This is a genomic window from Prescottella sp. GW823-FHT02E09 (assembly GCF_058797375.1).
This window is the reverse complement of record NZ_JBXAJP010000005.1, coordinates 203,997-225,526: the sequence shown is the minus strand read 5'-3', so window position 1 is coordinate 225,526 and position 21,530 is coordinate 203,997. Positions and strand designations below refer to the sequence as shown.

Here is a 21,530-nt window from a genome sequence, read left to right as displayed (position 1 = left end):
AGGCAGCACATGCCGGACCGGGCCGATGTCAGTGCGCGAGTGAGACGAGGGAATTGGGCTTGAGCAGCAACTTTGCGGAGAAGACGTTCACGGATCCGTCGAAGATCCGGAACTTCTGCATCATCGCGCACATCGACCACGGCAAGTCGACGCTCGCGGACCGGATGCTGCAGCTCACCGGTGTCGTCGAGGAACGCGCCATGCGCGCGCAGTACCTGGACCGCATGGACATCGAGCGCGAGCGCGGCATCACGATCAAGGCGCAGAACGTGCGGCTGCCGTGGACGGTCGAGAACGAGGACGGCACGACCGAAGAGATCGTCCTGCACCTGATCGACACGCCCGGCCACGTCGACTTCACCTACGAGGTCTCCCGCGCGCTCGAGGCCTGCGAGGGTGCGGTGCTGCTCGTCGACGCCGCCCAGGGCATCGAGGCGCAGACCTTGGCCAACCTGTACCTGGCGATGGAGAAGGACCTCACCATCATTCCGGTGCTCAACAAGATCGACCTGCCCGCCGCCGACCCCGAGCGGTACGCCGCAGAGATCGCGCACATCGTCGGCTGCGAGCCCGAGGACGTGCTGCGGGTCTCCGGTAAGACCGGTGTCGGTGTGAAGGAACTGCTCGACGAGGTCGTCAAGCAGGTGCCCGCCCCGGTCGGCGACGCGGACGGCCCGGCGCGCGCGATGATCTTCGACTCCGTGTACGACGCGTACCGCGGTGTCGTCACCTACGTGCGCGTGGTGGACGGCAAGATCCGGCCCCGCGAGAAGATCACGATGATGTCGACCGGCACCACGCACGAACTGCTCGAGGTGGGAATCATCTCGCCCGAGCCCAAGGCCACCGTCGGACTGGGCGTCGGGGAGGTCGGCTATCTGATCACCGGCGTCAAGGACGTGCGGCAGTCGAGGGTCGGCGACACGGTCACCACCTTCCGCAACGGCGCGTCCGAGCCGCTGACCGGCTACCGCGACCCCAAGCCGATGGTCTACTCCGGCCTGTACCCGATGGACGGCTCCGACTACCCGGTGCTGCGTGACGCGCTGGACAAGCTGCGGCTCAATGACGCGGCGCTGGCCTACGAGCCGGAAACCTCGGTGGCCCTCGGTTTCGGCTTCCGTTGTGGCTTCCTCGGCCTGCTGCACATGGAGATCACCCGGGACCGACTCGAGCGCGAGTTCGGCCTCGACCTCATCTCCACCGCGCCGAACGTGGTGTACCGAGTGGTGATGGAGGACGGCTCCGAGCACGAGGTGACCAACCCGTCGTACTGGCCGGAGGGCAAGGTGCGCGAGGTGTACGAGCCGATGGCCAAGTGCACCGTCATCGCACCGAGCGAGTACACCGGCGCGATCATGGAACTGTGTCAGTCCCGACGCGGTGAGCTCGGCGGCATGGACTATCTCTCGGAGACCCGCGTCGAGCTGCGCTACACGCTGCCGATGGGCGAGATCATGTTCGACTTCTTCGACGCCCTCAAGTCGCGGACCAAGGGCTACGCGAGCCTCGACTACGAGGAGTCGGGTGAGCAGCAGGCCGCGCTGGTGAAGGTGGACATCCTGCTGCAGGGCGAGACCGTCGATGCGTTCAGCGCGATCGTGCACAAGGACGCCGCGTTCGCATACGGCAACAAGATGACCACCAAGCTGCGCGAGCTGATCCCGCGTCAGCAGTTCGAGGTGCCGATCCAGGCCGCGATCGGATCGAAGATCATTGCGCGCGAGAACATTCGCGCGATCCGCAAGGACGTGCTCGCCAAGTGCTACGGCGGCGACATCAGCCGTAAGCGCAAGCTGCTCGAGAAGCAGAAGGAGGGCAAGAAGCGGATGAAGACCATCGGTCGCGTCGAGGTCCCGCAGGAAGCCTTCGTCGCGGCACTGTCGAACGAGTCGGTGGCGGACAAGCCCAAGGGCAAGTAGGAGGCCACTCGATGATCGGCACCTGGTTGACCCGTGAGCTCGGGCTGGAGGTGCCGATCTTCGGCGCCCCGATGGGCGGACGCGCGGGCGGCCGTCTCGCGGGAGAGGTCACCCGGGCCGGTGGCCTGGGTCTGCTCGGCGCGGCGCGTTACGCGACGCCGGAGTGGATCGCCGCCGAGTCCGCGATCGCCCGCGAGATCGGCGGCGGACTCCTGGGGATCGGCCTGATGACGTGGTCGCTCGACGCCGACGACGCTCTGCTGGACGCGGCGCTCGCCGAGAAGCCGCGCGTGGTGTCGCTGTCGTTCGGCGACCCGGCCCCCTACATCGAGCGGGTTCACGCGGCCGGCGCGCTGGCGGTCTCACAGGTCAACACCGTCGAGGATCTCCGTGTGGTGGAGCGGGCGGGTGTCGACTTCGTGATCGCGCAGGGCGGCGAGGCCGGTGGTCACACCGGACGGATCGGGACGCTGCCGTTGCTGCAGGAGGTGCTTGACGCCACGAGCCTGCCCGTGCTCGCCGCCGGTGGCATCGGCACCGGCCGTGGCCTGGCCGCGGTGATCGCGGCCGGCGCGGAGGGCGCGATGATCGGCACCGCCCTGCTCGCGAGCCCCGAGACGATCGGTCCGGAGTACGCGCGCCAGAAGCTGATCGAGGCCGGCAGCGCCGACACCGTTTACACGTCGATCTTCGATCAGGCCCGCGACCAGCCGTGGCCTGCGCGGTGGGGCGGCCGGGCACTCGCCAACGACTACACCTCCAAGTGGCACGGGCGGGGCGCCGACAACGAAACACTTTCCGCCGCATACGATGCCGCGGATTCGAACCAGGGTGTCGTCTACGCGGGCGAGGTGGCGGGTCTCGTCACGTCGGAGCGGCCGGCGGGCGAGGTCGTCCGTACCATCGCCGCCGATGCCGAACGTCTGCTGCGCCGAGCCTTCTGACCCGATCTCATTCGGGGCGGTGACAGACCGCTTCGATGTTGTTGCCGTCAGGATCGCGCACGAACGCGCCGTAGTAGCCGGGGTGGTACTCCGGCCATTCGCGCGGTGCGTGCAGCACCTCGGCGCCCATCTCGACAGCAGCGGCGAAGAAGGAGTCGACCGCGGCGCGGGTGTCAGCGACGAACGCGACGTGGTTCTCGCGGAAGCCGGCGTCGGCGGGCACCAGCGGGCTGATCCAGAAGTCCGGATGCGGCGGCACGCCGTATCCGATGACACCGGGGGCGGGTTCGATGACCCGCTGTCCGCCGAGCGGAGCGAGCACGGCGTCGTAGAACGCGGCACCGGCCGCGATGTCGGCGCATTGAATTCCCAGATGATCCAGCATGCGCAGATCGTGACACAGGACACCGACAGGCGCAGAGCTTCCCGAGGTCAGGAGGGGCCGTGCGCGGGCTGGAACGTCCCGGTGTGGCCGGACTCCTCGGCGCGGATGACGTGCACGACGGCATTGATGAGCGCCAGGTGGGTGAACGCCTGCGGGAAGTTGCCCAGGTGTCGGCCGGACTTGGGGTCGATCTCCTCGCCGTAGAGCTTGAGGGGACTCGCGAACGCGAGCAGCCGTTCACACAGGTCCCGGGCTCGCTCCACCTCCCCGATCTCGACGAGCGCGGATACGAGCAGGAACGAGCAGATCGTGAACGTGCCCTCCTTGCCGGACAGGCCGTCGTCGGTGGACTCGACGCGGTAGCGGAGCACCAGTCCGTCCTCGGTGAGTTCGTCGGCGATCGCCAGGACCGTCGCCCGGATCCGTGGGTCGTCAGCGGGCAGGAACCGCAGCAGTGGAGCCAGTAGTAGCGAGGCGTCGAGGGACGGGTGCCCGTAGCGCTGCGTGAACACCCCTCGTTCGTCGACGCCGTGCTCGAGGATGTCAGCCTTGACCTCGTCGGCGATGTCGGCCCATTGAGCCGCGTAGGCCTTCTCGCCGTGCAGATTGGCGAGCTTGACACCGCGGTCGAGCGCGACCCAGCACATGATCTTCGACGACGTGAAGTGCTGCGGCTCGCCGCGCACCTCCCAGATCCCGCGGTCCGGCTCGCGCCAGTGCTCGATGACTTCCTGGACCTGCCGTTCGAGTAGCGGCCACAACGTCTCGGGCACCTGGTCGCGGGACCGGACGTGCAGGTAGACCGAGTCGAGCAGGGTCCCCCAGATGTCGTGCTGGTTCTGGTTGTAGGCATCGTTGCCGATCCGCACGGGCAGGGCCCCGTCGTATCCCTTCAGGTGACCGAGTTCCTCTTCGACCAGGGTGTGCTCGCCGCCGACGCCGTACATCACCTGGAGTGCGGCGGGATCGCCGTTGTCCGACTGTGCAGAGTCGAAGATGAACGAGAAGAAGTCGTTGGCCTCACGGTCGAGCCCGAGGGTGTAGAGGCCCCACAGTGCGAATGTCGAATCCCGCACCCAGGCGTACCGATAGTCCCAGTTCCGCTCGCCACCTGGGGTTTCCGGCAGTGACGTGGTGGGTGCGGCGAGCAGGGCGCCGGTCGGCGCGTAGGTCAAGCCCTTGAGCGTCAGCGCACTGCTTTGCAGGTGGCTCCGCCACGGATGGTCGGGGAAACGCCCGATCGTCACCCATTGTCTCCAGCACTCGGTGGTCTGCCACATCTTGTCGGCGGCTTCGTCGAAGTTCTGCGGGGCCGACTGCTCCGACCACGACAAGGCCACGAACGCGTTGTCGCCCTCCACCATGCGGGTGCGGGCGCGGGCCTCGCGACCCTCGAGTCCGAGTCGCAGATTCGATGTCAGCCGCAGCGTCGGTTGCTCGCTCGGAGAGGCGGTGCGACACGTGGCGGTGGCCTCTTCGTACACCTTGCCGGTGTACTCCCAGTGCGCCGGGGCGCGATGGTAGTCGAACGCCGGCTCGCAACTCATCTCCAACTCGACGGTGCCGTTCACACACTTGACGGTCCGCAGCAGGATGTGTTCGGCGTCCCAGTCCGACGGGGTTCGACGGCGCGTCGGCGAGCGTTGTTCGTTGGCGTGCCACGGACCCATCACCAGTGCGTCGCGCACGATCAGCCAGCCGGTCTGCGTCTGCCACGTGGTCTCGAGAATCAGACCACCGGGCAGGTAGCGACGCGCCGACGGCACGTTCTGTCCGTACGGACCGATCCGGAAGTGCCCGGCGCTACGGTCGAGGATCGCGCCGAACACGCTGGGGGAGTCCGGTCGCGGGACGCACATCCACTCGACGGCGCCGTTGCGTGCAACCAGGCAGTTCGTCTCGCAATCGGAGAGGAACGCGTAGTCGTCTATCGGTGGGAAGGCGCTGCGACGCTTCGGTGCGACCTCGTCGGAATCGCCCATCTGCGTGGTCACGGACTGCTCGGCCTGCGACGTCATCCCCTCATCATCGACCCGTGTGTCCGCCAGCGTCCACCGTTCGGCGGACCTCTCCGGCGGTGCTGTTCGGTTGTTCGGAATCGTTCGGCTTGTTCGACTATCGGCGGACGTCTGCTATCGTCTGCGACGTGTCTGCAGCCGCCGCTCACCGCATCCGCCATGAACTGGCGTTGATTGCCGTCGGCGGGCTCGCAGTTGCGGACATTCACTGTTGCTGACGCGGGTCCCGGCGTAGGCATTCTCGTGGATCCGGTCTCGGCCGCACCTCTGTCGTAACTTCGGTTTCCCCGCTCGTCGCGGGTAACAGCCCGTGCGTGATTCGTACCGAACGCCGTCTACCCCCGGACTTCTGTCCGCGTTCCGACTTCATTGTTCCGTTCTTCTCAGCCCGGCATGCGCCGGGTCTATTTGGTACGGCATCCACAGCACGTGTGAGCCTGGTAGGAAGGCAATTCATGAGGCATCGTTCCCGTTCGTTCCTGACCGCACTCGCCGCGATCGGCGCAGTCGCGCTGACCGCGTGCAGCGGCGGCTCGAGTGATGTCGCCGGTGGCGCCACTGCCGGCGCCGACGGCAGCGGCGGCACGATCAATCTGTTCGCATACGCGGTCCCCAAGCCGGGATTCGACAAGGTCACCGCCGCCTTCTCCGAGACCGAGGAGGGTGAGGGCGTGGCGTTCAACGCGTCCTACGGGGCATCGGGCGACCAGTCGCGGAAGGTCAAGGACGGTGCGCAGGCCGACTTCGTGAACTTCTCGGTCGAGCCCGACATCACCCGCCTCGTCGATGCCGGCCTGGTCGACGAGGACTGGAACAAGGACGCCTACAACGGGATTCCGTTCGGCTCGGTCGTCACGATCGTCGTCCGCGAGGGCAACCCCAAGAACATCCAGGACTGGGACGACCTCCTCGCGCCCGGGATCGAGGTCGTGACCCCGAACCCGTTCAGTTCCGGCTCGGCGAAGTGGAACCTGTTGGCTCCCTACTCGGCGAAGAGCGACGGCGGCAAGAACCCGCAAGCCGGTCTCGACTACCTCGGCAAGCTGGTCGGCGAGCACGTCAAGGTGCAGCCGAAGTCGGGGCGCGAGGCCACCGAGACGTTCCTGCAGGGCACCGGCGACGTGCTGCTCAGCTACGAGAACGAGGCACTCTTCACCGAGCGGAACGGTGATCCGGTCGAACACGTGACCCCGCCGACCACCTTCAAGATCGAGAACCCGGTGGCGGTGATCTCGAACAGCCCGAACATCTCCCAGGCCACCGCGTTCCGCGACTACCTGTACACCGCCGAGGCTCAGAAGCTGTGGGCGGAGGCCGGTTTCCGGCCGGTGGATCCGGCCGTTGCGAAGGAGTTCGCGGCGGACTTCCCGACACCTCGGCAGCTGTGGACGATCGCCGATCTCGGTGGCTGGTCAGCCGTCGATGCGGACCTGTTCAAGCAGGGGACGGGCAGCATCGCCGTCATCTACGAGAACGCGACGAAGTAGGGACCTCCCGCGCGGGAATCTCGTGCCGCCGGTGACCGGATGCGGCGACCTATGCGCCGTGTTCGGTCACCGTTCCGCCAACGGCTAGGGTGGTCGGGTGGATCAACTCGCGAACTGGTGGGACGGCGCCGAACTATGGGTCGCCGGCCTGCCGTTCATCCCCCAGGTCGTCCTGGTGATCGCGGTGATGATTCCTGTCTGTTTCGGGATCGCCTGGGCGCTCGACCGCGTGCTGTCTGCGCTGTTCGCGGCGGTCGGTCGTGCCGAGCCGGCCGGTTCCGACGTCCGCGTGGACGCACACACGAAGGTGGAGGGTTCCTGATGCCACGCTCACGCGTGACCCTGGCGCTGATCGCGCTGATCGTCCTGGTCGTCATCGCCTGGTACTTCACCCGCTGACCCGTCCGTACCAGCGCCTCGCGCCGTTCGGACGTCGGTTCCGTGCTCTTCCGTGCTCTGCTAAAGTCTGCCGCGTGTCTGTAGTCGTCGCTCACCGGGTCCGCCATGAACTGGCGTTGATCGCTGTCGGCCGACTCGCAGTCGCCGACATCGACTGTTGCTGATTCCAGTCTCGGTGTTCGCTCTCTCGTGACACGCGTGTTCGGTCCGAACGCGCAGTAGGCTCCGGGTCCCGCTCCGCGGTGACGTGCGCCGCGAACATCTCCCGAATTCCGGTCACTCGCATTCAGGCCTCGACCGTACCGACCGTCCGGTCCCAGGCATTCTTCGCGCGAGCCCTTCTGCATCTGCAGGCATTGTAGGAAGGTAAATCCGTATGAAGTATCGGTCCCGCCCGTTCCTGGCCGCGTTCGTCGCGGTCGGAGCCGTCGTTCTCGCCGGGTGTAGCGGCGGATCGAGCGATGTCATGGGCGGAGTCGACGTCGGGGCCGACGGCAGCGGCGGCACGATCGACATGTTCGCGTACGGAGTTCCGAAGCCGGGCTACGACAAAGTCACGGCCGCGTTCGCTCAGACCGGCGAAGGCGCGGGAGTGCGGTTCAACCCGTCGTACGGGGCGTCGGGCGACCAGTCCCGGAAGGTGAGGGACGGAGTCCCGGCAGACCTCGTCAGCTTCTCCGTCGAACCGGAGATCACACGCCTGGTCGAGGCGGGTCTGGTCGACGACAGCTGGAACGAGAACGCCTACGGTGGCGTCCCGTTCGGCTCGGTCGTGACGCTCGTCGTCCGCGAGGGCAATCCGAAGGACATCCGGGACTGGGACGACCTGCTCCGGCCGGGCGTCGAGGTCGTGACCCCGAACCCGTTCAGCTCGGGGTCGGCGAAGTGGAACCTGTTGGCCCCCTATGCGGCCGCAAGCGACGGCGGGCGCGATCCACAGGCCGGTCTCGAGTATCTCGGTGCGCTGATCGGTGAACACGTCACGGTGCAGCCGAAGTCGGGGCGCGAGGCGACCGAGATGTTCCTGCAGGGCACCGGTGATGTGCTGCTGAGCTACGAGAACGAGGCGCTGTTCACCGAACGCAAGGGTGATCCGGTGGAGCACGTGACCCCGCCGGTGACCTTCAAGGTCGAGAATCCGGTTGCGGTGGTCTCGACCGGTCGGAACGCGTCCACCGCGGTCACGTTCCGTGATTTCCTGTACACCCCGGCGGCGCAACGGCAGTGGGCCGAGGCGGGCTTCCGGCCCGTCGACCCGGCCGTCATGGCCGAGTACGCGGCCGATTTCCCGACGCCGCAGAAGCTGTGGACCGTCGCCGATCTCGGTGGCTGGGACGCCGTCGACAAGGATCTGTTCGAGCAGGACTCGGGCCGGATCGCCGCTATCTACGAGAACGCGACCAAGTGATGACGACAGTGACGACTCAGGCGCCGCAGCCCGCCGTGCAGGCCCCACCACCACGGAAACCGAAAGGACGCGTCCGGCGCAGGTTCTCGGTCACCGGCGCCGTCGGTCCGCTGGGGATCGGGGTCGCAGCGTTGTGGCTGAGCATCATCGTGTTGCTGCCGCTGGCGGCGCTGACTGTGACATCGTTCGAGGACGGATGGTCCGGGTTCTGGGACGCGGTCACCGCGCCCGGCGCCCTGGCCGCGCTCCGCGTGACGATCGTGGTGTCGGTGATCGTCGCGCTCGTCAACGTGGCGATGGGCACGATGATCGCGTGGGTGCTGGTGCGGGACGAGTTCCCGGGTAAGCGGATCGTGGGCTCGCTCATCGATCTTCCGTTCGCGTTGCCGACCATCGTCGCCAGCATCGTGCTGCTGTCGCTGTACGGGCCGCAGAGCCCGATCGACGTGCACCTCAATGCGACTCAGCCGGGCCTGATCGTCGCGCTCGCGTTCGTCACCCTGCCGTTCGTCGTCCGTTCGGTGCAGCCGGTGCTGATGGAGGCCGACCGCGAGGTGGAGCAGGCTGCGGCGTCGCTCGGTGCGAACAACTGGACGATCTTCCGTCGAGTGGTGCTCCCCATCCTCACGCCGGCGATCATCAGTGGCGCCGGGCTCGCTTTCGCCCGTGCGATCGGAGAGTACGGATCGGTGGTGCTGATCGGTGGCAACATCCCGCGCGAGACGCAAGTGGCCTCCCAGTACATCCAGCAGCAGATCGAGATCGACCGCCCCGTCAGTGCGGCGGCGGTGTCGGTGGCGTTGCTGGCGATCGCGTTCGCCACGTTGTTCGTGCTGCGCATCTTTGCCGCACGGAACCAGCGTCGAGAGGAGCAGGCGCAGTGAAGATCTCCCCCTGGGCGCGGATCAGCCTGCGTACCGTCGTCCTCGGCTACCTGTTCGTGCTCCTGATCGTGCCGATCGGCGTGATCCTGTACCGCACCTTCGAGCACGGGTTCGTGGCGTTCTATCACGCGATCAGTACCCCGGCCGCGATCTCCGCGCTCAACCTGTCGTTGCTGATCGTCGCGATCGTCGTGCCGATCAACGTCATCTTCGGCATCGTCACCGCGCTGGCACTGGTGCGGGGTCGCTTTCCCGGCCGCGGACTGCTCCAGTCGGTCGTGGATCTTCCGTTCGCGGTGTCGCCCATCGTCGTCGGCGTCTCGCTGATCCTGCTGTGGGGTGCCAACGGGTGGTTCGGCGGTGTCGAATCGTTGGGCTTCAAGGTGATCTTCGGGTTGCCCGGCATGGTGATCGCCACGATCTTCGTGACGCTGCCGTTCGTGGTGCGCGAGGTGGAACCGGTGCTGCACGAGATCGGGGACGAACAGGAGCAGGCCGCGGCCACGCTCGGGGCGTCCAAGTGGCAGACGTTCTCCCGGATCACCCTTCCCGCGATCCGCTGGGGCCTGACGTACGGCATCGTGCTCACCGTCGCCCGCGCGCTCGGCGAGTTCGGCGCGGTCATCATGGTCTCGTCGGGCATTCCCGGCCAGTCGCAGACCCTGACACTGCTCGTGCACTCCCGCTACATCGATGACCACAACACCTTCGGGGCCTACGCCGCGGCGACACTTCTCATGTCGATCGCCGTGGTGACCCTCCTGCTGATGACTCTGCTCGACCGTAAGAGGAGCACGACATGATCACCGTGACCGGGGCACGCAAGAACTACGGCGATTTCGCCGCGCTCGACGACGTCACCCTCGACATCCCGTCGGGCTCGCTCACGGCGCTGCTCGGGCCCAGTGGCTCGGGCAAGTCGACGCTGTTGCGCTCGATCGCCGGCCTCGAGCAGCCGGATTCGGGCACCATCACGATCGCCGGGAAGGACGTCACCGGGGTGCCGCCGCAGAAGCGCGACATCGGTTTCGTGTTCCAGCACTACGCGGCGTTCAAGCACATGACCGTACGCGACAACGTCGCGTTCGGACTCAAGATCCGCAAGCGCCCCAAGGCCGAGATCGCCAGGAAGGTAGACGATCTGCTCGCGATCGTCGGACTCGACGGCTTCCAGCACCGCTACCCGGCGCAGCTGTCCGGCGGCCAGCGCCAGCGCATGGCGCTTGCCCGCGCCCTCGCCGTGGATCCGCAGGTGCTGCTGCTGGACGAGCCGTTCGGCGCTCTCGACGCCAAGGTGCGTGACGACCTGCGCACGTGGCTGCGGCGCCTGCACGACGAGGTGCACGTGACCACGGTCCTGGTCACCCACGACCAAGAGGAGGCGCTCGATGTCGCCGACCGGATCGCGGTGCTGAACAAGGGGCGGATCGAGCAGGTCGGCACCCCGCAGGAGCTCTACGACACCCCGGCCAACGACTTCGTGATGTCGTTCCTCGGGCCCGTGGCGCGGCTCAACGGACGGCTGGTCCGCCCTCACGATCTGCGCCTCGAACGCACCCAGCTCCCGCAGTCGTTCGCGGCGACGGTCTCCCGGGTCGTGCACCTCGGGTTCGAGGTGCGGGTGGAACTGCAGCCCAAGACCGGCGCGCAGGAACTCTCGGCGCAGATCACCCGCAGCGACGCCGAGACCCTCGGCCTGCGTGAGGGCGAGACCGTGTACGTGCGGCCGAGCGATATCACCGCCTGACACCGCGTCAGGCGGAGGCCCGGTCCCCGCACAGGGACCGGGCCACGGCATATCCGGTACCGGTTCAGGACCCGAGGGAACCGAAGGAGGAAGAACCGCTGCCCGTTTCCGGAGTCGGGAACCGGGGAGCGAGTTCCCGCATCAGTGCGAAGGCTGCCTGATCGGTCGCCGGATCGACCTGGTCGTGGTCGTGGGGGAGTGTGTGCAGGCCGTTGGTCAGGACGGTGACGCCCCACCCTTCCGACGGGAGGAGGTAGGTGGCGCTGGTGCTGCCGTTCGAGGCGCCGTTCTTGAAGGCGTAGGGGCCGCTGATTCCGTTCTGCGCGGGGTACAGCTGCCATGCCATGCCCATCTGCATGTCCGGCTGGTTCGTCGGCGCCACGCCCGCGATGGGGTCGAGCATCGACTGGAGCACCGGCACCAGCGGGCTGTCGCCGTAGCCGAGGGTGGCTGCCACCCACTTCGCCATGTCGGACACGGTGCTGATCAGTCCACCGCCGCCCGCGAGGGCGCCGGTGTTGTTCCAGAGGTTTGCTGTGGCTCCGTTCCTGTACGGCTGGGCCAGGTCCGGCGATCGTGCCTCGAGGACGGTCGATGCCATGCCGAGGGGCCCGGTCAGCTCACGTTCGACGACGTCTGCGAACCGCGGCTCGGGACTACCCGGTGTGAAGGCGTCCGCCATGAGGGTGCCGAGGGTGCCGAACCCGAAATCCGAGTAGAGCCAGGTCGATCCCGGGGCGTTCGCGAGTGCGCTCGGCGCCTCGAGTCCCTCCCACAGGAGTGTCCGGTTGTACAGGGCCTTCGCGTCCGAACACCCGTGCGTTCCGCCACCCGGGCAGCCCGCATCCAGGTTTCCCGGATCGCCAGTGAGTCCGGACCGGTGGGTGACGAGATCCCCGAGCGTGATTACGGATCCGCTCATCGTCGGGAACGTGACGTCCTGCTCGTAGTCCTGGGCGGGATCGTCGAGGGTGGAGAGCCCGAGGTGGATCCGCTTCGCGAGCAGTGCGCCCGTGAAAGTCTTGGTCTCCGAAGCGATCTCGAACTGCGTCTGCGGGCCGACCTTGCGCTGGTTCTCCTTGTCCGCCGATCCGAAGTGGTAGGTGGTGGTGATCGACTCGCCCGGCTCGTTCGGGTCGGGCTTGACGATCGCGACGGACATGCCCGGCGCGCTGTGGCCGACGACCGTGGCCGCGGCGCGGATGACGGTCCGGAGTTCCCAGGGATCACCGATCGCGGATCCCGGATTCGGGAGCACCGGACTTGCGGCGAATGCCGGCGCGGTGGCGGCGGTGAGTGCGAGTGAGGCCGTCGCGGCGAGGGTGAGCGCCGTGGCGCCGGCCCGTCGGCGGGCTCGGCGGAGAGGTGGCTGCATGGCCACGAGAATATGGCTGCGGTAAAGGTTTTCGCGCGACTATCGGTGGGCTGAACGAACGAGTGATCAGGGGAGAGCTGTCCACGGGCTCACGCAGTGGTAGCTGCGGTCCTGGTAGACCAGCGGCGCCCCGAGGTGCTCGGGGTCGTAGATGTCCTCCACGGCGGCGGTCACGACGGTCGCCGGCCCGGCCTGGACACTCGACAGGGGCGTGCAGCGCATCGCGTGGCCGGTCCCGTGGATCAAGGGCTCGCCGGTCTCCAGACGTGACCAGGGCATGTCGGGTCCGAAGCGCCGGGTCCCGGGCGTGGCGAACAGCCGTGCCAGGGCGACGTTCTCGGCGGTCAGGAGGTGTACGAGGAAACTGGTGGCGGATCCGATGACGGCGGCCGAGCCCCGATCGGACTGCAGTGAGAACCCGAGGATCGGCGGGTCCACCGCGATCGACACCACCGAAGACGACGTCAGCCCGACCGGGCCCTCGCTGCCCTCGGCGGTGATGATGGCGACACCGGCGGGATGGCCGCGGAATGCTCGACGAAAGTCGCCGCTGAGCTGGGAGATCGGGGTGGCGGTCGTCAACGGGAGATCCTTCGTCAGGTGCGTCGGGGTGTCGGCTACGACGCTAGAACCTGAAGTTAACTCGAGGTAAAGGGATTGTGCCGAACGCCACGGTCTCCCCTCGGGCACCTACGATCGCTCGTATGACGACGATCCGTCAGTTGCGCAAGGCCGCGACGTCCCTGTCGGAGGTGGCCGCCGGTACTCACCTCGGCCTCGAGGCCTACAAGGTGCGGGGGAACGTCTTCGTCTCGGTCACCGCCGATCTCGCCGGCGTGCAGTTGCGCCTCCCCGAGGACACGGTCGACGAGATCCTAGGGGCACTTCCCACCGCCGAGCGGATCACCCGGCAGGGTCGGACGTCGGGGGTCCAGGTCCCACTCGCCGACATCGACGGTCGTCGGCTCAACGACCTGGTCCGGCGGGCGTGGCTGTTCCGTGCACCGAAGGTCCTCGTCGCCGCATCCAGGGCCGCGGAGAACGCGGAACCCGGCACCGGGGAGTTGCCGCCGGCGATCGGCAGGCCTGCCACCCGGGCGCTGCAGCAGGCCGGGATCACCACTCTGGACGCCGTCGCCCGGCACTCGGAGAAGGACCTGCTCGCGCTCCACGGTGTGGGCCCCAAGGCGATTCGGGTGCTGGCGGAGGTGCTCGCAGAGCGCGGTTCCGCGTTCCGGGGAGATTCGGGCAACGATCCGACGTCAGTCGGTCGAGGTGATTCAGCGGGGCGGTGACTCGGGGTCGAGTGGCATTTTCTCCGCGGTCTCCGCGGTCCCTGCCCGCACCGCGCGCACGTAGCGGTCGAGATAGTCGCGTTCGAGTTCCTCGGCGTCGGCCTGTCCGGGCCAGTTGTCGGGCAGGGGAGTGCCGTCATGGGTGCAGCGGATGCGGCGCGCGGGTCCGAGCTCGGGCAGGGTGCCGCTGAAGTCGCACTTGTCGAACGTCGTGAGCGCGGAGAACGTGGTGTCGACGAATGTGCACTCGACGAAACGGCCACCCACGAGCTTTGCGTCGGCCAGGTCGGTCCCGTGGAACGTGCACCGCTCGAACACGGAGTTCTCTCCGAGCGTCAGTTTGCGCATCGAGGCATCCGTGAAGTCGCAGTCGATCAATGTCCGTCCGATCCGTGCCCGCGTCAGGCGCGCCGATCTGAAGCTGCACCGAACGAAGAGTCGGTCGAGCATGCTGCCCGACGCGGAGATCTTGTCGAACCGACTGTCGCTCACCTCGGTCTCGAACATGTGGAACGCGCCCTGCGCGTGGCTCAGGTCGAGTCGCTCCAGGGTGAGGTACTTGATCGAGAGCGAGTATCCGCGCGCCGCTTTCACGCCACGCAGGTCGACGCGACCTTCGTCGGTGGTCCCGTGTGGAGATGCGAGCTCGTGTCTGCGGCCGACGAACCGGGCCTGTTCGACGAACTGACTTGCGAGCAGGGCTGCGTCCTCAGGGCTCCATCTGCCGCGCAGCGATGCGGCACTCGCCGTGGTGCGCTTCTCCTTCGTCACGGACCCACTGTATGGGTCAGGCGGAGAGTTGCCACGCGGCTGCTGCGCCCAGGGCGGTCCGGTACGGATCGAGCGCGACCTCGGCGGACCGTTGCCGTGCGCGACAGTGATCCACGGCGTCACGGTCCAGGTACGGTGGGCGGTTGGGCAGCCGACGGACGTCTGCCTTGCTAGGAGGCGTAGTGGTGAGCGGTCGGATCCGTATCGGTATCGCCGGATACGGAAATCTGGGTCGAGGAGTGGAGTCCGCGGTCGCGGCGAGCGCGGACATGACATTGGTGGGGGTGTTCACCCGACGCGACCCGGCGGCGCTCCTGCCGCAGCGGCCGGACACGGCGGTGTTCGGTTGGGATGCACTCGCCGGGTACGAGCACGAGATCGACGTGCTGATCCTGTGCGGTGGTTCGAAGTCCGATCTGCCCCAGCAGGGCCCGGAGTTGGCGGCGCGCTTCAACACCGTCGACAGCTTCGATACGCATGCCCGCATCCCGGAGTACTTCGCCGCCGTGGATGCCCCGGCACGCAACGCCGGCCGCACGGCGCTGATCTCGACCGGCTGGGACCCGGGGCTGTTCTCGATCAACCGTGTCTACGGCGAGGCGATCCTGCCGGTGGGTGAGACCTATACCTTCTGGGGGCGTGGGGTCAGCCAGGGCCACTCCGACGCGGTGCGCCGGGTGCCCGGTGTCGCGGCCGCTGTGCAGTACACGCTGCCGTCGGAGGTGGCGATGGCGAAGGTGCGTGGCGGCAGTCGGCCCGAACTGACGACCCGTGAGAAGCACACCCGCGAGTGCTTCGTCGTCCTCGACACAGGCACCGACGCCGATGCGGTCCGTGAGGCGATCGTGACGATGCCCGACTACTTCGACCAGTACGACACCGTCGTCCACTTCGTCGACGCGGACACCCTCGCGCGCGATCACTCGGGGATGCCGCACGGCGGCTTCGTGATCCGCAGTGGGTCCACCGGCACCGGGAACGTGCAGACCGTCGAGTACAGCCTCGCGCTGGGCAGCAATCCCGAGTTCACCGCGAGCGTCCTGGTGGCGTACGCGCGGGCGGTGTATCGGTTGAATGCGGACGGCCGGATCGGCGCTCACACCGTCTACGACGTGGCCCCAGGGTTGCTGTCGCCGAAGTCTCCGGACCAGTTGCGCGCAGAACTGCTGTAAGGCGCCGGGTCAGGCGGATCGCTCTGCGCGCGCGAGGGCGGGCAGAGCGATCCGGTACCGGTCGAGTGTGACGTCGACGAGACCGCGGTGTGCGCCGATGGTGTCGGCAAAGATCGCGTCGGGGGCCGCCTCCAGGGCGGCGGCGGAGAGTCGGTCGGTCAGGCGCCCGGGAGCGAGAAACCAGGGGGCGATCACGATGCGCTCGACCCCGCGCGAGCGCAGCAGCGAAATTGATTGTCCGACATTCGGTTCGGCAGAAGTGGCGAAGCAGACTGCCGTTCCCGCCCAACGGGTGCCCGCGGCGAGGACGGGCGCGAGAGTGCGGGTGCGATCGTTCGCCCGTGGATCGGACGAGCCGACCGCGGCGAGCACGACACCGGTGCGGGTGTCGTCCACAGCCACACCCGTCTGCGCGATCCGGTCCCGCACGGCGCCGACGAGCCGGTGGTCGTGGCCCAGCACGTCCGACTGGACGAGCGTCAGCCGAGGATGCCGCGCACGGGCGCCGGCGAGAATGCCCGGCAGATCCACCCGCGCGTGGAAGGCACTGCCGAGCAGCAGTGGGACCACGATTGCCGTGGAATGGCCCTCCGCAGCCACAGCGTCGACCACCTGGTCCACGGACGGCGCGTTCAGGTCCAGGAAGCACAGTCGCACGTCGAGGTCCGGTCGTCGTGTGCGGACCGCCGCCACGGCAGCCGCGACCACCCGAGCGGATCGGGGGTCACGGCTGCCGTGCGCGACAGCGATCAAGGGCGTCACGGTCTCAGACCCGCTCACCGAGCTCGACCGCGGCGATGGCATCGCCGACGAGACCGGCCGCGAGGGTGTTGCCACCCGCCGGGTCGATCAGCAGGAAGCAGCCGGTGTGCCGGTTGACGGTGTAGTCGTCGGCCACGATCGGCTCCGCGACGCGCACCGAGATCTTGCCGATCTCGTTGAGCTCGAGGGTCTCCGGGGACAGCTCGGACGTCAGCTCCTGCTCGTCGAGGCGCTCGACGAGCGCACCGACGATGGCCTGCGTGGTGCGGGTGCCGTGCTTGAGCAACAGACGGGCGCCGGGCCGCAGCGGCTTCTCGGCCAGCCAGCACACGGTGGCGTCGAACGTGTCGATCGGCTCCGGAGCGCCCGACGGCGCCGCGATCGTGTCACCGCGGGAGACGTCCACGTCGTCGGCGAGCACCAGCGTCACGCTGCGTCCGGCGTGGGCGACGTCGAGTTCGCCGTCGGCGGTGTCGATGCGGGACACCGTCGTCCGGGTGCCGGACGGCAGGACCACCACCTCGTCGCCGGGGACGACCGAACCGGCCGCGACCTGACCCGCGTAGCCGCGGTAGTCCGGGAACTCGGCGGTGCGCGGGCGGATCACGTACTGCACCGGGAAGCGCAGGCCGACCGCGTGCCGGCCGTCATTGTCGCTGTCCACCGGCACCGACTCGAGGTGCTCGATCAGCGTCGGGCCGTCGTAGTACGGCGTGTTCTCCGACGCCACCGCGACGTTGTCGCCGTGCAGCGCCGACACCGGGATCGCGTGGACGTCGGCGTCGGACCAGCCGAGCGAACCGGTGAGCGACCGGAACTCGGCCGAGATGTCGGCGAACACCTGCGCCGGATCCCCGACCAGGTCGATCTTGTTGACCGCCAGTACCAGTCGCGGGACGCCCAGCAGTGCGAGCACGGCCGCGTGCTTGCGGGTCTGCGAGATGACGCCCTTGCGCGCGTCGACCAGCAGGATCACCAGCTGCGCGGTGGACGCGCCGGAGACCGTGTTGCGGGTGTACTGCACGTGGCCCGGGGTGTCCGCGAGGACGAACGTGCGGTTGGGCGTCGCGAAGTAGCGGTACGCGACGTCGATGGTGATGCCCTGCTCACGCTCGGCGCGCAGGCCGTCGACCAGCAGCGACAGGTCCGGGGTGTCCAGGCCGCGGTCCACCGAGGCCCGGGTGACGGCGTCGATCTGATCGGCGAGAACGGATTTGGTGTCGTACAGTAGCCGGCCCACGAGAGTGGACTTGCCGTCGTCGACGCTGCCCGCCGTAGCGAGTCGTAGCAAGTCGCTCATGATCAGAAGTAGCCCTCTCGCTTGCGGTCTTCCATGGCCGCTTCGGAAACTCGGTCGTCGCCTCGGGTGGCGCCGCGCTCGGTGAGACGCGACGCGGCGACCTCGGCGAGGATCGCCTCGTTGTCGGCGGCCTCGGACAGCACCGCTCCGGTGGTGGAACCGTCGCCGACGGTGCGGTAGCGCACCGAGAGCGTCTGCAGCTCTTCGCCCTCGGCCGGGCCACCCCACACGCCGGGGGTCATCCACATGCCGTCGCGCTGGTAGACCGGGCGCTGGTGGGCGTAGTAGATGCTGGCGAGCTCCACGTTGTCGCGGGCGATGTAGCGCCAGATGTCGAGTTCGGTGAAGTTGCTGAGCGGGAACACCCGAACCTGCTCGCCGGGGGAGTGCCGACCGTTGTACAGGTTCCACAGCTCGGGGCGCTGCCTCTTGGGATCCCATTGGCCGAAGGCATTGCGCAGCGAGAAGATCCGCTCCTTGGCGCGGGCCCGCTCCTCGTCGCGGCGGGCACCACCGAAGACGGCGTCGAAGCGGTTCTCGGCGATCGCGTCGAGCAGCGGCACCGTCTGCAGCGGGTTGCGGATCCCGTCGGGCCGCTCGGTGAGTCGGCCGTCGGCGAGGTAGTCCTCGACCTTGGCCACGTGCAGGCGCAGGTTGTACTTCGCGACCACGTGGTCACGGAAGTCCAGCACCTCCTGCAGGTTGTGGCCGGTGTCCACGTGCAGCAGCGCGAACGGCAGCGGTGCCGGCCAGAAGGCCTTGATCGCGAGGTGCAGCAGCACCGTCGAGTCCTTGCCGCCCGAGAACAGGATCACCGGGCGTTCGAACTCGCCGGCCACCTCGCGGAAGATGTGGATGGCCTCGGACTCGAGGGCATCGAGGGTGTCGAACTTGTTGCCGTCGAGCTGAAGCCGCGGCTCGGGGAGTGAGATGTCGATTGTCATGACGCGTGCAACCCGCATTCTGTCTTGGCGGAACCGGCCCACCGACCGCTGCGCGGATCGGCGCCGGGGAGAGGTTTGACGGTGCACGGAGCGCACCCGATGGACGGATATCCCTCGTCGACGAGCGGATTCACCAGGATCGAGTGCTCGTCGATGTACGCCTGCATGTCGTCGTCCGACCACGCGGCGATGGGGTTGATCTTCACCAGTCCGAATGCCTCGTCGAACGAGATCAGCGGGGCATTCGCCCGGGTGGGGGCCTCGACCCGGCGGATGCCGGTGACCCATGCCCGGTAGTTCTTCAGCGTGGCCTTCAGCGGGGCCACCTTGCGCAGCGCGCAGCAGCGATTGGGCTCGCGGGCGAACAGATCCTTGCCCTCGGCCGCATCCTGTTCGACGACACTGGCCTCGGCCTGCGCGTTGACGACGTTGACGCCGTAGACCATCTCCACCGCGTCCCGGGTGCCGATGGTCTCCGGGAAGTGGTAGCCGGTTTCCAGGAAGAGGACATCTACGCCGGGACGGACCTGCGCCGCAAGGTGAACCAGGACGCCGTCCTGCATGTTCGACGCCACGATGTAGCCGTTGCGATTGCCCGTCGCGTCGCTCGCCCCGGTTCCGAAGGTGTCCTCGGTCCACTGCAACAGTTCCCGGGCGGAGGCCCCGTCCAGGTCCGCAGCTCCCCGTGCAGCGAGCGCGCGGAGCTCGTCCTCGGTCGCCGTCGTCAGATCAACCGTCATCGCAAATCCCCCTCGTCTGCTCGAACTGCCCACTGTGCGAAGCGTTCGCCCTCGGTGCGGTGCTTCACGAAGTTGCGCACGACCCGGTCGATGTAGTCACCGAGTTCGGCGCTGGTCACCTTGTGCTGGCGCAGCTTCCGGCCGAAGGCGCTGTCGAGACCGAGGCTGCCGCCCAGGTGCACCTGGAAGCCCTCGATCTGGTTGCCCTCGCCGTCGTCGACCAGCTGGCCCTTGAACCCGATGTCGGCGATCTGGGACCGGCCGCACGAGTTGGGGCAGCCGTTGATGTTGATCGTGATCGGAACGTCGAGCTGCGCATTGATGTCCGCGAGCCGCTCCTCGAGCTCGGGCGCCAGCACCTGCGACCGCTTGCGGGTCTCGACGAACGACAGCTTGCAGAACTCGATACCGCTGCACGCCAGCAGGTTCCGGCGCCAGTGCGACGGCCGCGCGTGCAGTCCCAGCGGCTGCAGTCCGGCGATCAACTCCTCGACCTTGTCGTCGGCGACGTCGAGCACGATCAGCTTCTGGTATGGGGTGAAGCGGATGCGATCGGACCCGACGGCCTCGGCGGCGGCGGCAACCTTCGTCAGGATGGTGCCCGACACGCGACCGGCGATGGGGGAGAACCCGATCGCGTTGAGGCCGTTGCGCAGCTTCTGCACCCCGATGTGGTCGATCGGGCGCTCCGGCTTCTCCGGTGCGGGGCCGTCGATCAAGGGCCGCTTCAGGTACTCGGTTTCGAGAACTTCGCGGAACTTCTCGATACCCCAGTCCTTGATCAGGAACTTCAGCCGCGCCTTCGCGCGCAGGCGGCGGTAGCCGTAGTCACGGAAGATCGAGACCACGGCCTCCCACACGTCCGGGACCTCGTCGAGCGGCACCCACACGCCGACGCGCTGCGCCAGCATCGGATTCGTCGACAGGCCGCCGCCCACCCACAGGTCCAGGCCCGGGCCGTGCTCGGGGTGGTTGACGCCCACGAAGGCGACGTCGTTGATCTCGTGCACCACGTCCTGCTGACCGGAGATCGCAGTCTTGAACTTGCGCGGCAGGTTCGAGTACTGCGGATCGCCGATGTAGCGGCGCACGATCTCGTCGATCGCGGGGGTGGGATCGAGGATCTCGTCGAACGATTCGCCGGCGAGTGGAGAACCGAGCACGACGCGGGGGCAGTCGCCGCACGCCTCGGTCGTCTTCAGTCCGACGGCCTCGAGTCGCTTCCAGATCTCGGGGACGTTCTCGATCTCGATCCAGTGGTACTGGACGTTCTCGCGGTCGGACAGGTCGGCGGTGTCACGGCCGAACTCGGTGGAGAGTTCACCGATCGTGCGCAACTGCTCGGCCGTCAGCGCGCCGGCGTCGCAGCGCACCCGCATCATGAAGTACTTCGCCTCGAGCAGGTCGAGGTTCTCGTCACCGGTGAAGGTGCCGTCGTAGCCCTCTTCGCGCTGCGTGTACAGGCCCCACCAACGCATACGGCCCCGCAGGTCGGCCTTGTCGATGCTGTCGAACCCCTGCTTCGAGTAGATGTTCTCGATGCGGGCGCGGACGTTGAGCGGGTTGTCGTCCTTCTTGATCTGCTCGTTCGCGTTGAGCGGCTCGCGGTAGCCGAGGGCCCACTGGCCCTCGGAGGCGCGCTTCTTCGGACGGGCGGCGGGCGCGGTACCAGTGCGCGCGGTGCGATCCGGCGCGGGCGGGCGCGCAGCGGATTCGGCGTCGGTGGTCGACGTCATGGGTGCTCCTGAATTTCGTGAATCTCACGGTGCACCGGTCGAAGACAGGAGAGGAGGGCTGTTTCCTCGCGGGGATCGTCCTCGGCCGGCCGGGATTAGCGGGCTGAAACGGGGAGACGAACGCAGGCGAGCGCCGACTGCACTCAGGGCAGGGGGACGCCGGGCTGCTTTACACGCCGCAGAGCAGACAACAACAGCTACAGACACGCTTGAGGTCGACGTGGCGTCTGGCCACCAATCG

At 67.8% G+C, this 21,530-nt stretch carries 22 protein-coding genes; 12 read left to right on the top strand and 10 right to left on the bottom strand.

Features of this window, described 5'->3' with window-relative positions; all coding sequences use genetic code 11:
- The first annotated feature begins 53 nt into the window (after positions 1-53).
- Positions 54-1,922 (top strand): translation elongation factor 4, encoded by a 1,869-nt coding sequence (gene lepA / locus AC1RIF_RS14625; protein ID WP_492602089.1) that lies wholly within the window; start codon positions 54-56, stop codon positions 1,920-1,922.
- A gap of 11 nt (positions 1,923-1,933) precedes the next feature.
- Positions 1,934-2,866, top strand: coding sequence for an NAD(P)H-dependent flavin oxidoreductase (locus AC1RIF_RS14620; RefSeq protein WP_492602088.1), 933 nt, complete (start codon positions 1,934-1,936; stop codon positions 2,864-2,866).
- Positions 2,867-2,873: 7 nt separating this feature from the next.
- Here AC1RIF_RS14620 and AC1RIF_RS14615 read toward each other — a convergent pair whose 3' ends face one another.
- On the bottom strand, positions 2,874-3,251 hold the full coding sequence (locus AC1RIF_RS14615; RefSeq protein ID WP_492602087.1) for a VOC family protein: 378 nt from the start codon (positions 3,249-3,251) through the stop codon (positions 2,874-2,876).
- Positions 3,252-3,298: 47 nt separating this feature from the next.
- Positions 3,299-5,233: a glycoside hydrolase family 15 protein gene (locus AC1RIF_RS14610; RefSeq protein ID WP_492602086.1), complete on the bottom strand. Its 1,935-nt coding sequence runs from the start codon at positions 5,231-5,233 to the stop codon at positions 3,299-3,301.
- Between AC1RIF_RS14610 and AC1RIF_RS14605 the strand changes: the two genes are divergently transcribed.
- The 8 genes from AC1RIF_RS14605 (at position 5,131) to AC1RIF_RS14570 (ending at position 11,194) form a co-directional block, all read left to right on the top strand.
- A complete protein-coding gene (locus AC1RIF_RS14605; protein ID WP_492602085.1) occupies positions 5,131-5,487 on the top strand; it encodes an Ms4533A family Cys-rich leader peptide in 357 nt (118 codons plus the stop codon). The genes AC1RIF_RS14610 and AC1RIF_RS14605 overlap by 103 nt on opposite strands.
- 237 nt (positions 5,488-5,724) lie before the next feature.
- Positions 5,725-6,756, top strand: coding sequence for a sulfate ABC transporter substrate-binding protein (locus AC1RIF_RS14600; protein ID WP_492602084.1), 1,032 nt, complete (start codon positions 5,725-5,727; stop codon positions 6,754-6,756).
- A gap of 97 nt (positions 6,757-6,853) precedes the next feature.
- Complete coding sequence (locus AC1RIF_RS14595) at positions 6,854-7,078, top strand: hypothetical protein (RefSeq protein ID WP_492602083.1); 225 nt, start codon at positions 6,854-6,856, stop codon at positions 7,076-7,078.
- Complete coding sequence (locus tag AC1RIF_RS14590) at positions 7,017-7,319, top strand: Ms4533A family Cys-rich leader peptide (RefSeq protein WP_492602082.1); 303 nt, start codon at positions 7,017-7,019, stop codon at positions 7,317-7,319. The genes AC1RIF_RS14595 and AC1RIF_RS14590 overlap by 62 nt, the downstream gene beginning before the upstream one ends.
- A gap of 212 nt (positions 7,320-7,531) precedes the next feature.
- Positions 7,532-8,563 carry a sulfate ABC transporter substrate-binding protein gene (locus AC1RIF_RS14585; protein WP_492602081.1) on the top strand — a complete coding sequence of 344 codons (1,032 nt, stop codon included), beginning with the start codon at positions 7,532-7,534 and terminating at the stop codon, positions 8,561-8,563.
- Positions 8,563-9,447 (top strand): sulfate ABC transporter permease subunit CysT, encoded by an 885-nt coding sequence (gene cysT, locus AC1RIF_RS14580; RefSeq protein WP_492602080.1) that lies wholly within the window; start codon positions 8,563-8,565, stop codon positions 9,445-9,447. Before AC1RIF_RS14585 ends, cysT begins: the two co-directional genes overlap by 1 nt.
- Complete coding sequence (gene cysW / locus AC1RIF_RS14575) at positions 9,444-10,250, top strand: sulfate ABC transporter permease subunit CysW (protein ID WP_492602079.1); 807 nt, start codon at positions 9,444-9,446, stop codon at positions 10,248-10,250. Before cysT ends, cysW begins: the two co-directional genes overlap by 4 nt.
- Entirely contained in the window at positions 10,247-11,194 is a 948-nt protein-coding gene (locus AC1RIF_RS14570; protein ID WP_492602078.1) for a sulfate/molybdate ABC transporter ATP-binding protein, read from the top strand. Before cysW ends, AC1RIF_RS14570 begins: the two co-directional genes overlap by 4 nt.
- A gap of 64 nt (positions 11,195-11,258) precedes the next feature.
- On the opposite strand, the gene AC1RIF_RS14565 is transcribed toward AC1RIF_RS14570, so the two are convergent.
- Positions 11,259-12,569 carry a serine hydrolase domain-containing protein gene (locus AC1RIF_RS14565; RefSeq protein ID WP_492602077.1) on the bottom strand — a complete coding sequence of 437 codons (1,311 nt, stop codon included), beginning with the start codon at positions 12,567-12,569 and terminating at the stop codon, positions 11,259-11,261.
- A gap of 66 nt (positions 12,570-12,635) precedes the next feature.
- Entirely contained in the window at positions 12,636-13,151 is a 516-nt protein-coding gene (locus tag AC1RIF_RS14560) for a flavin reductase family protein (protein ID WP_492602076.1), read from the bottom strand.
- A 122-nt stretch (positions 13,152-13,273) separates the two neighbouring features.
- Here AC1RIF_RS14560 and AC1RIF_RS14555 point away from each other — a divergent pair, with 122 nt between their 5' ends.
- Positions 13,274-13,864, top strand: coding sequence for a hypothetical protein (locus tag AC1RIF_RS14555; protein ID WP_492602075.1), 591 nt, complete (start codon positions 13,274-13,276; stop codon positions 13,862-13,864).
- Here the strand turns inward: AC1RIF_RS14555 and AC1RIF_RS14550 are convergent.
- Positions 13,850-14,635: a pentapeptide repeat-containing protein gene (locus tag AC1RIF_RS14550; RefSeq protein ID WP_492602074.1), complete on the bottom strand. Its 786-nt coding sequence runs from the start codon at positions 14,633-14,635 to the stop codon at positions 13,850-13,852. The two genes, AC1RIF_RS14555 and AC1RIF_RS14550, sit on opposite strands and share 15 nt — an antisense overlap.
- Before the next feature lie 185 nt (positions 14,636-14,820).
- Between AC1RIF_RS14550 and AC1RIF_RS14545 the strand changes: the two genes are divergently transcribed.
- Entirely contained in the window at positions 14,821-15,807 is a 987-nt protein-coding gene (locus AC1RIF_RS14545; protein ID WP_492602073.1) for a diaminopimelate dehydrogenase, read from the top strand.
- A gap of 9 nt (positions 15,808-15,816) precedes the next feature.
- On the opposite strand, the gene AC1RIF_RS14540 is transcribed toward AC1RIF_RS14545, so the two are convergent.
- Genes AC1RIF_RS14540 through AC1RIF_RS14520 form a run of 5 tightly spaced genes read right to left on the bottom strand, consistent with a single transcriptional unit; the run spans position 15,817 to position 21,289 of the window.
- Positions 15,817-16,569 (bottom strand): sirohydrochlorin chelatase, encoded by a 753-nt coding sequence (locus tag AC1RIF_RS14540; protein ID WP_492602361.1) that lies wholly within the window; start codon positions 16,567-16,569, stop codon positions 15,817-15,819.
- 4 nt (positions 16,570-16,573) lie between these two features.
- On the bottom strand, positions 16,574-17,869 hold the full coding sequence (locus AC1RIF_RS14535; RefSeq protein ID WP_492602072.1) for a sulfate adenylyltransferase subunit 1: 1,296 nt from the start codon (positions 17,867-17,869) through the stop codon (positions 16,574-16,576).
- Positions 17,870-17,871: 2 nt separating this feature from the next.
- Positions 17,872-18,813 carry a sulfate adenylyltransferase subunit CysD gene (gene cysD / locus AC1RIF_RS14530; RefSeq protein WP_492602071.1) on the bottom strand — a complete coding sequence of 314 codons (942 nt, stop codon included), beginning with the start codon at positions 18,811-18,813 and terminating at the stop codon, positions 17,872-17,874.
- The gene (locus AC1RIF_RS14525) at positions 18,810-19,553 is read right to left on the bottom strand and encodes a phosphoadenylyl-sulfate reductase (RefSeq protein WP_492602070.1); all 744 of its coding nucleotides are present in this window, start codon (positions 19,551-19,553) and stop codon (positions 18,810-18,812) included. The genes cysD and AC1RIF_RS14525 overlap by 4 nt, the downstream gene beginning before the upstream one ends.
- Positions 19,550-21,289, bottom strand: coding sequence for a nitrite/sulfite reductase (locus AC1RIF_RS14520; protein WP_492602069.1), 1,740 nt, complete (start codon positions 21,287-21,289; stop codon positions 19,550-19,552). Before AC1RIF_RS14520 ends, AC1RIF_RS14525 begins: the two co-directional genes overlap by 4 nt.
- Positions 21,290-21,530: the final 241 nt, after the last annotated feature.

Excerpts from the sequence above, each read along its gene's own strand:
- cysD (WP_492602071.1), bottom strand. The coding sequence starts at position 18,813 with ATGACAATCGACATCTCACTCCCCGAGCCGCGGCTTCAGCTCGACGGC.
- AC1RIF_RS14570 (WP_492602078.1), top strand. The coding sequence starts at position 10,247 with ATGATCACCGTGACCGGGGCACGCAAGAACTACGGCGATTTCGCCGCG.
- AC1RIF_RS14555 (WP_492602075.1), top strand. The coding sequence starts at position 13,274 with ATGACGACGATCCGTCAGTTGCGCAAGGCCGCGACGTCCCTGTCGGAG.
- AC1RIF_RS14585 (WP_492602081.1), top strand. The coding sequence starts at position 7,532 with ATGAAGTATCGGTCCCGCCCGTTCCTGGCCGCGTTCGTCGCGGTCGGA.
- AC1RIF_RS14620 (WP_492602088.1), top strand. The coding sequence starts at position 1,934 with ATGATCGGCACCTGGTTGACCCGTGAGCTCGGGCTGGAGGTGCCGATC.
- AC1RIF_RS14535 (WP_492602072.1), bottom strand. The coding sequence starts at position 17,869 with ATGAGCGACTTGCTACGACTCGCTACGGCGGGCAGCGTCGACGACGGC.
- AC1RIF_RS14615 (WP_492602087.1), bottom strand. The coding sequence starts at position 3,251 with ATGCTGGATCATCTGGGAATTCAATGCGCCGACATCGCGGCCGGTGCC.
- AC1RIF_RS14525 (WP_492602070.1), bottom strand. The coding sequence starts at position 19,553 with ATGACGGTTGATCTGACGACGGCGACCGAGGACGAGCTCCGCGCGCTC.
- AC1RIF_RS14520 (WP_492602069.1), bottom strand. The coding sequence starts at position 21,289 with ATGACGTCGACCACCGACGCCGAATCCGCTGCGCGCCCGCCCGCGCCG.
- AC1RIF_RS14610 (WP_492602086.1), bottom strand. The coding sequence starts at position 5,233 with ATGGGCGATTCCGACGAGGTCGCACCGAAGCGTCGCAGCGCCTTCCCA.
- cysT (WP_492602080.1), top strand. The coding sequence starts at position 8,563 with ATGACGACAGTGACGACTCAGGCGCCGCAGCCCGCCGTGCAGGCCCCA.
- AC1RIF_RS14600 (WP_492602084.1), top strand. The coding sequence starts at position 5,725 with ATGAGGCATCGTTCCCGTTCGTTCCTGACCGCACTCGCCGCGATCGGC.
- AC1RIF_RS14565 (WP_492602077.1), bottom strand. The coding sequence starts at position 12,569 with ATGCAGCCACCTCTCCGCCGAGCCCGCCGACGGGCCGGCGCCACGGCG.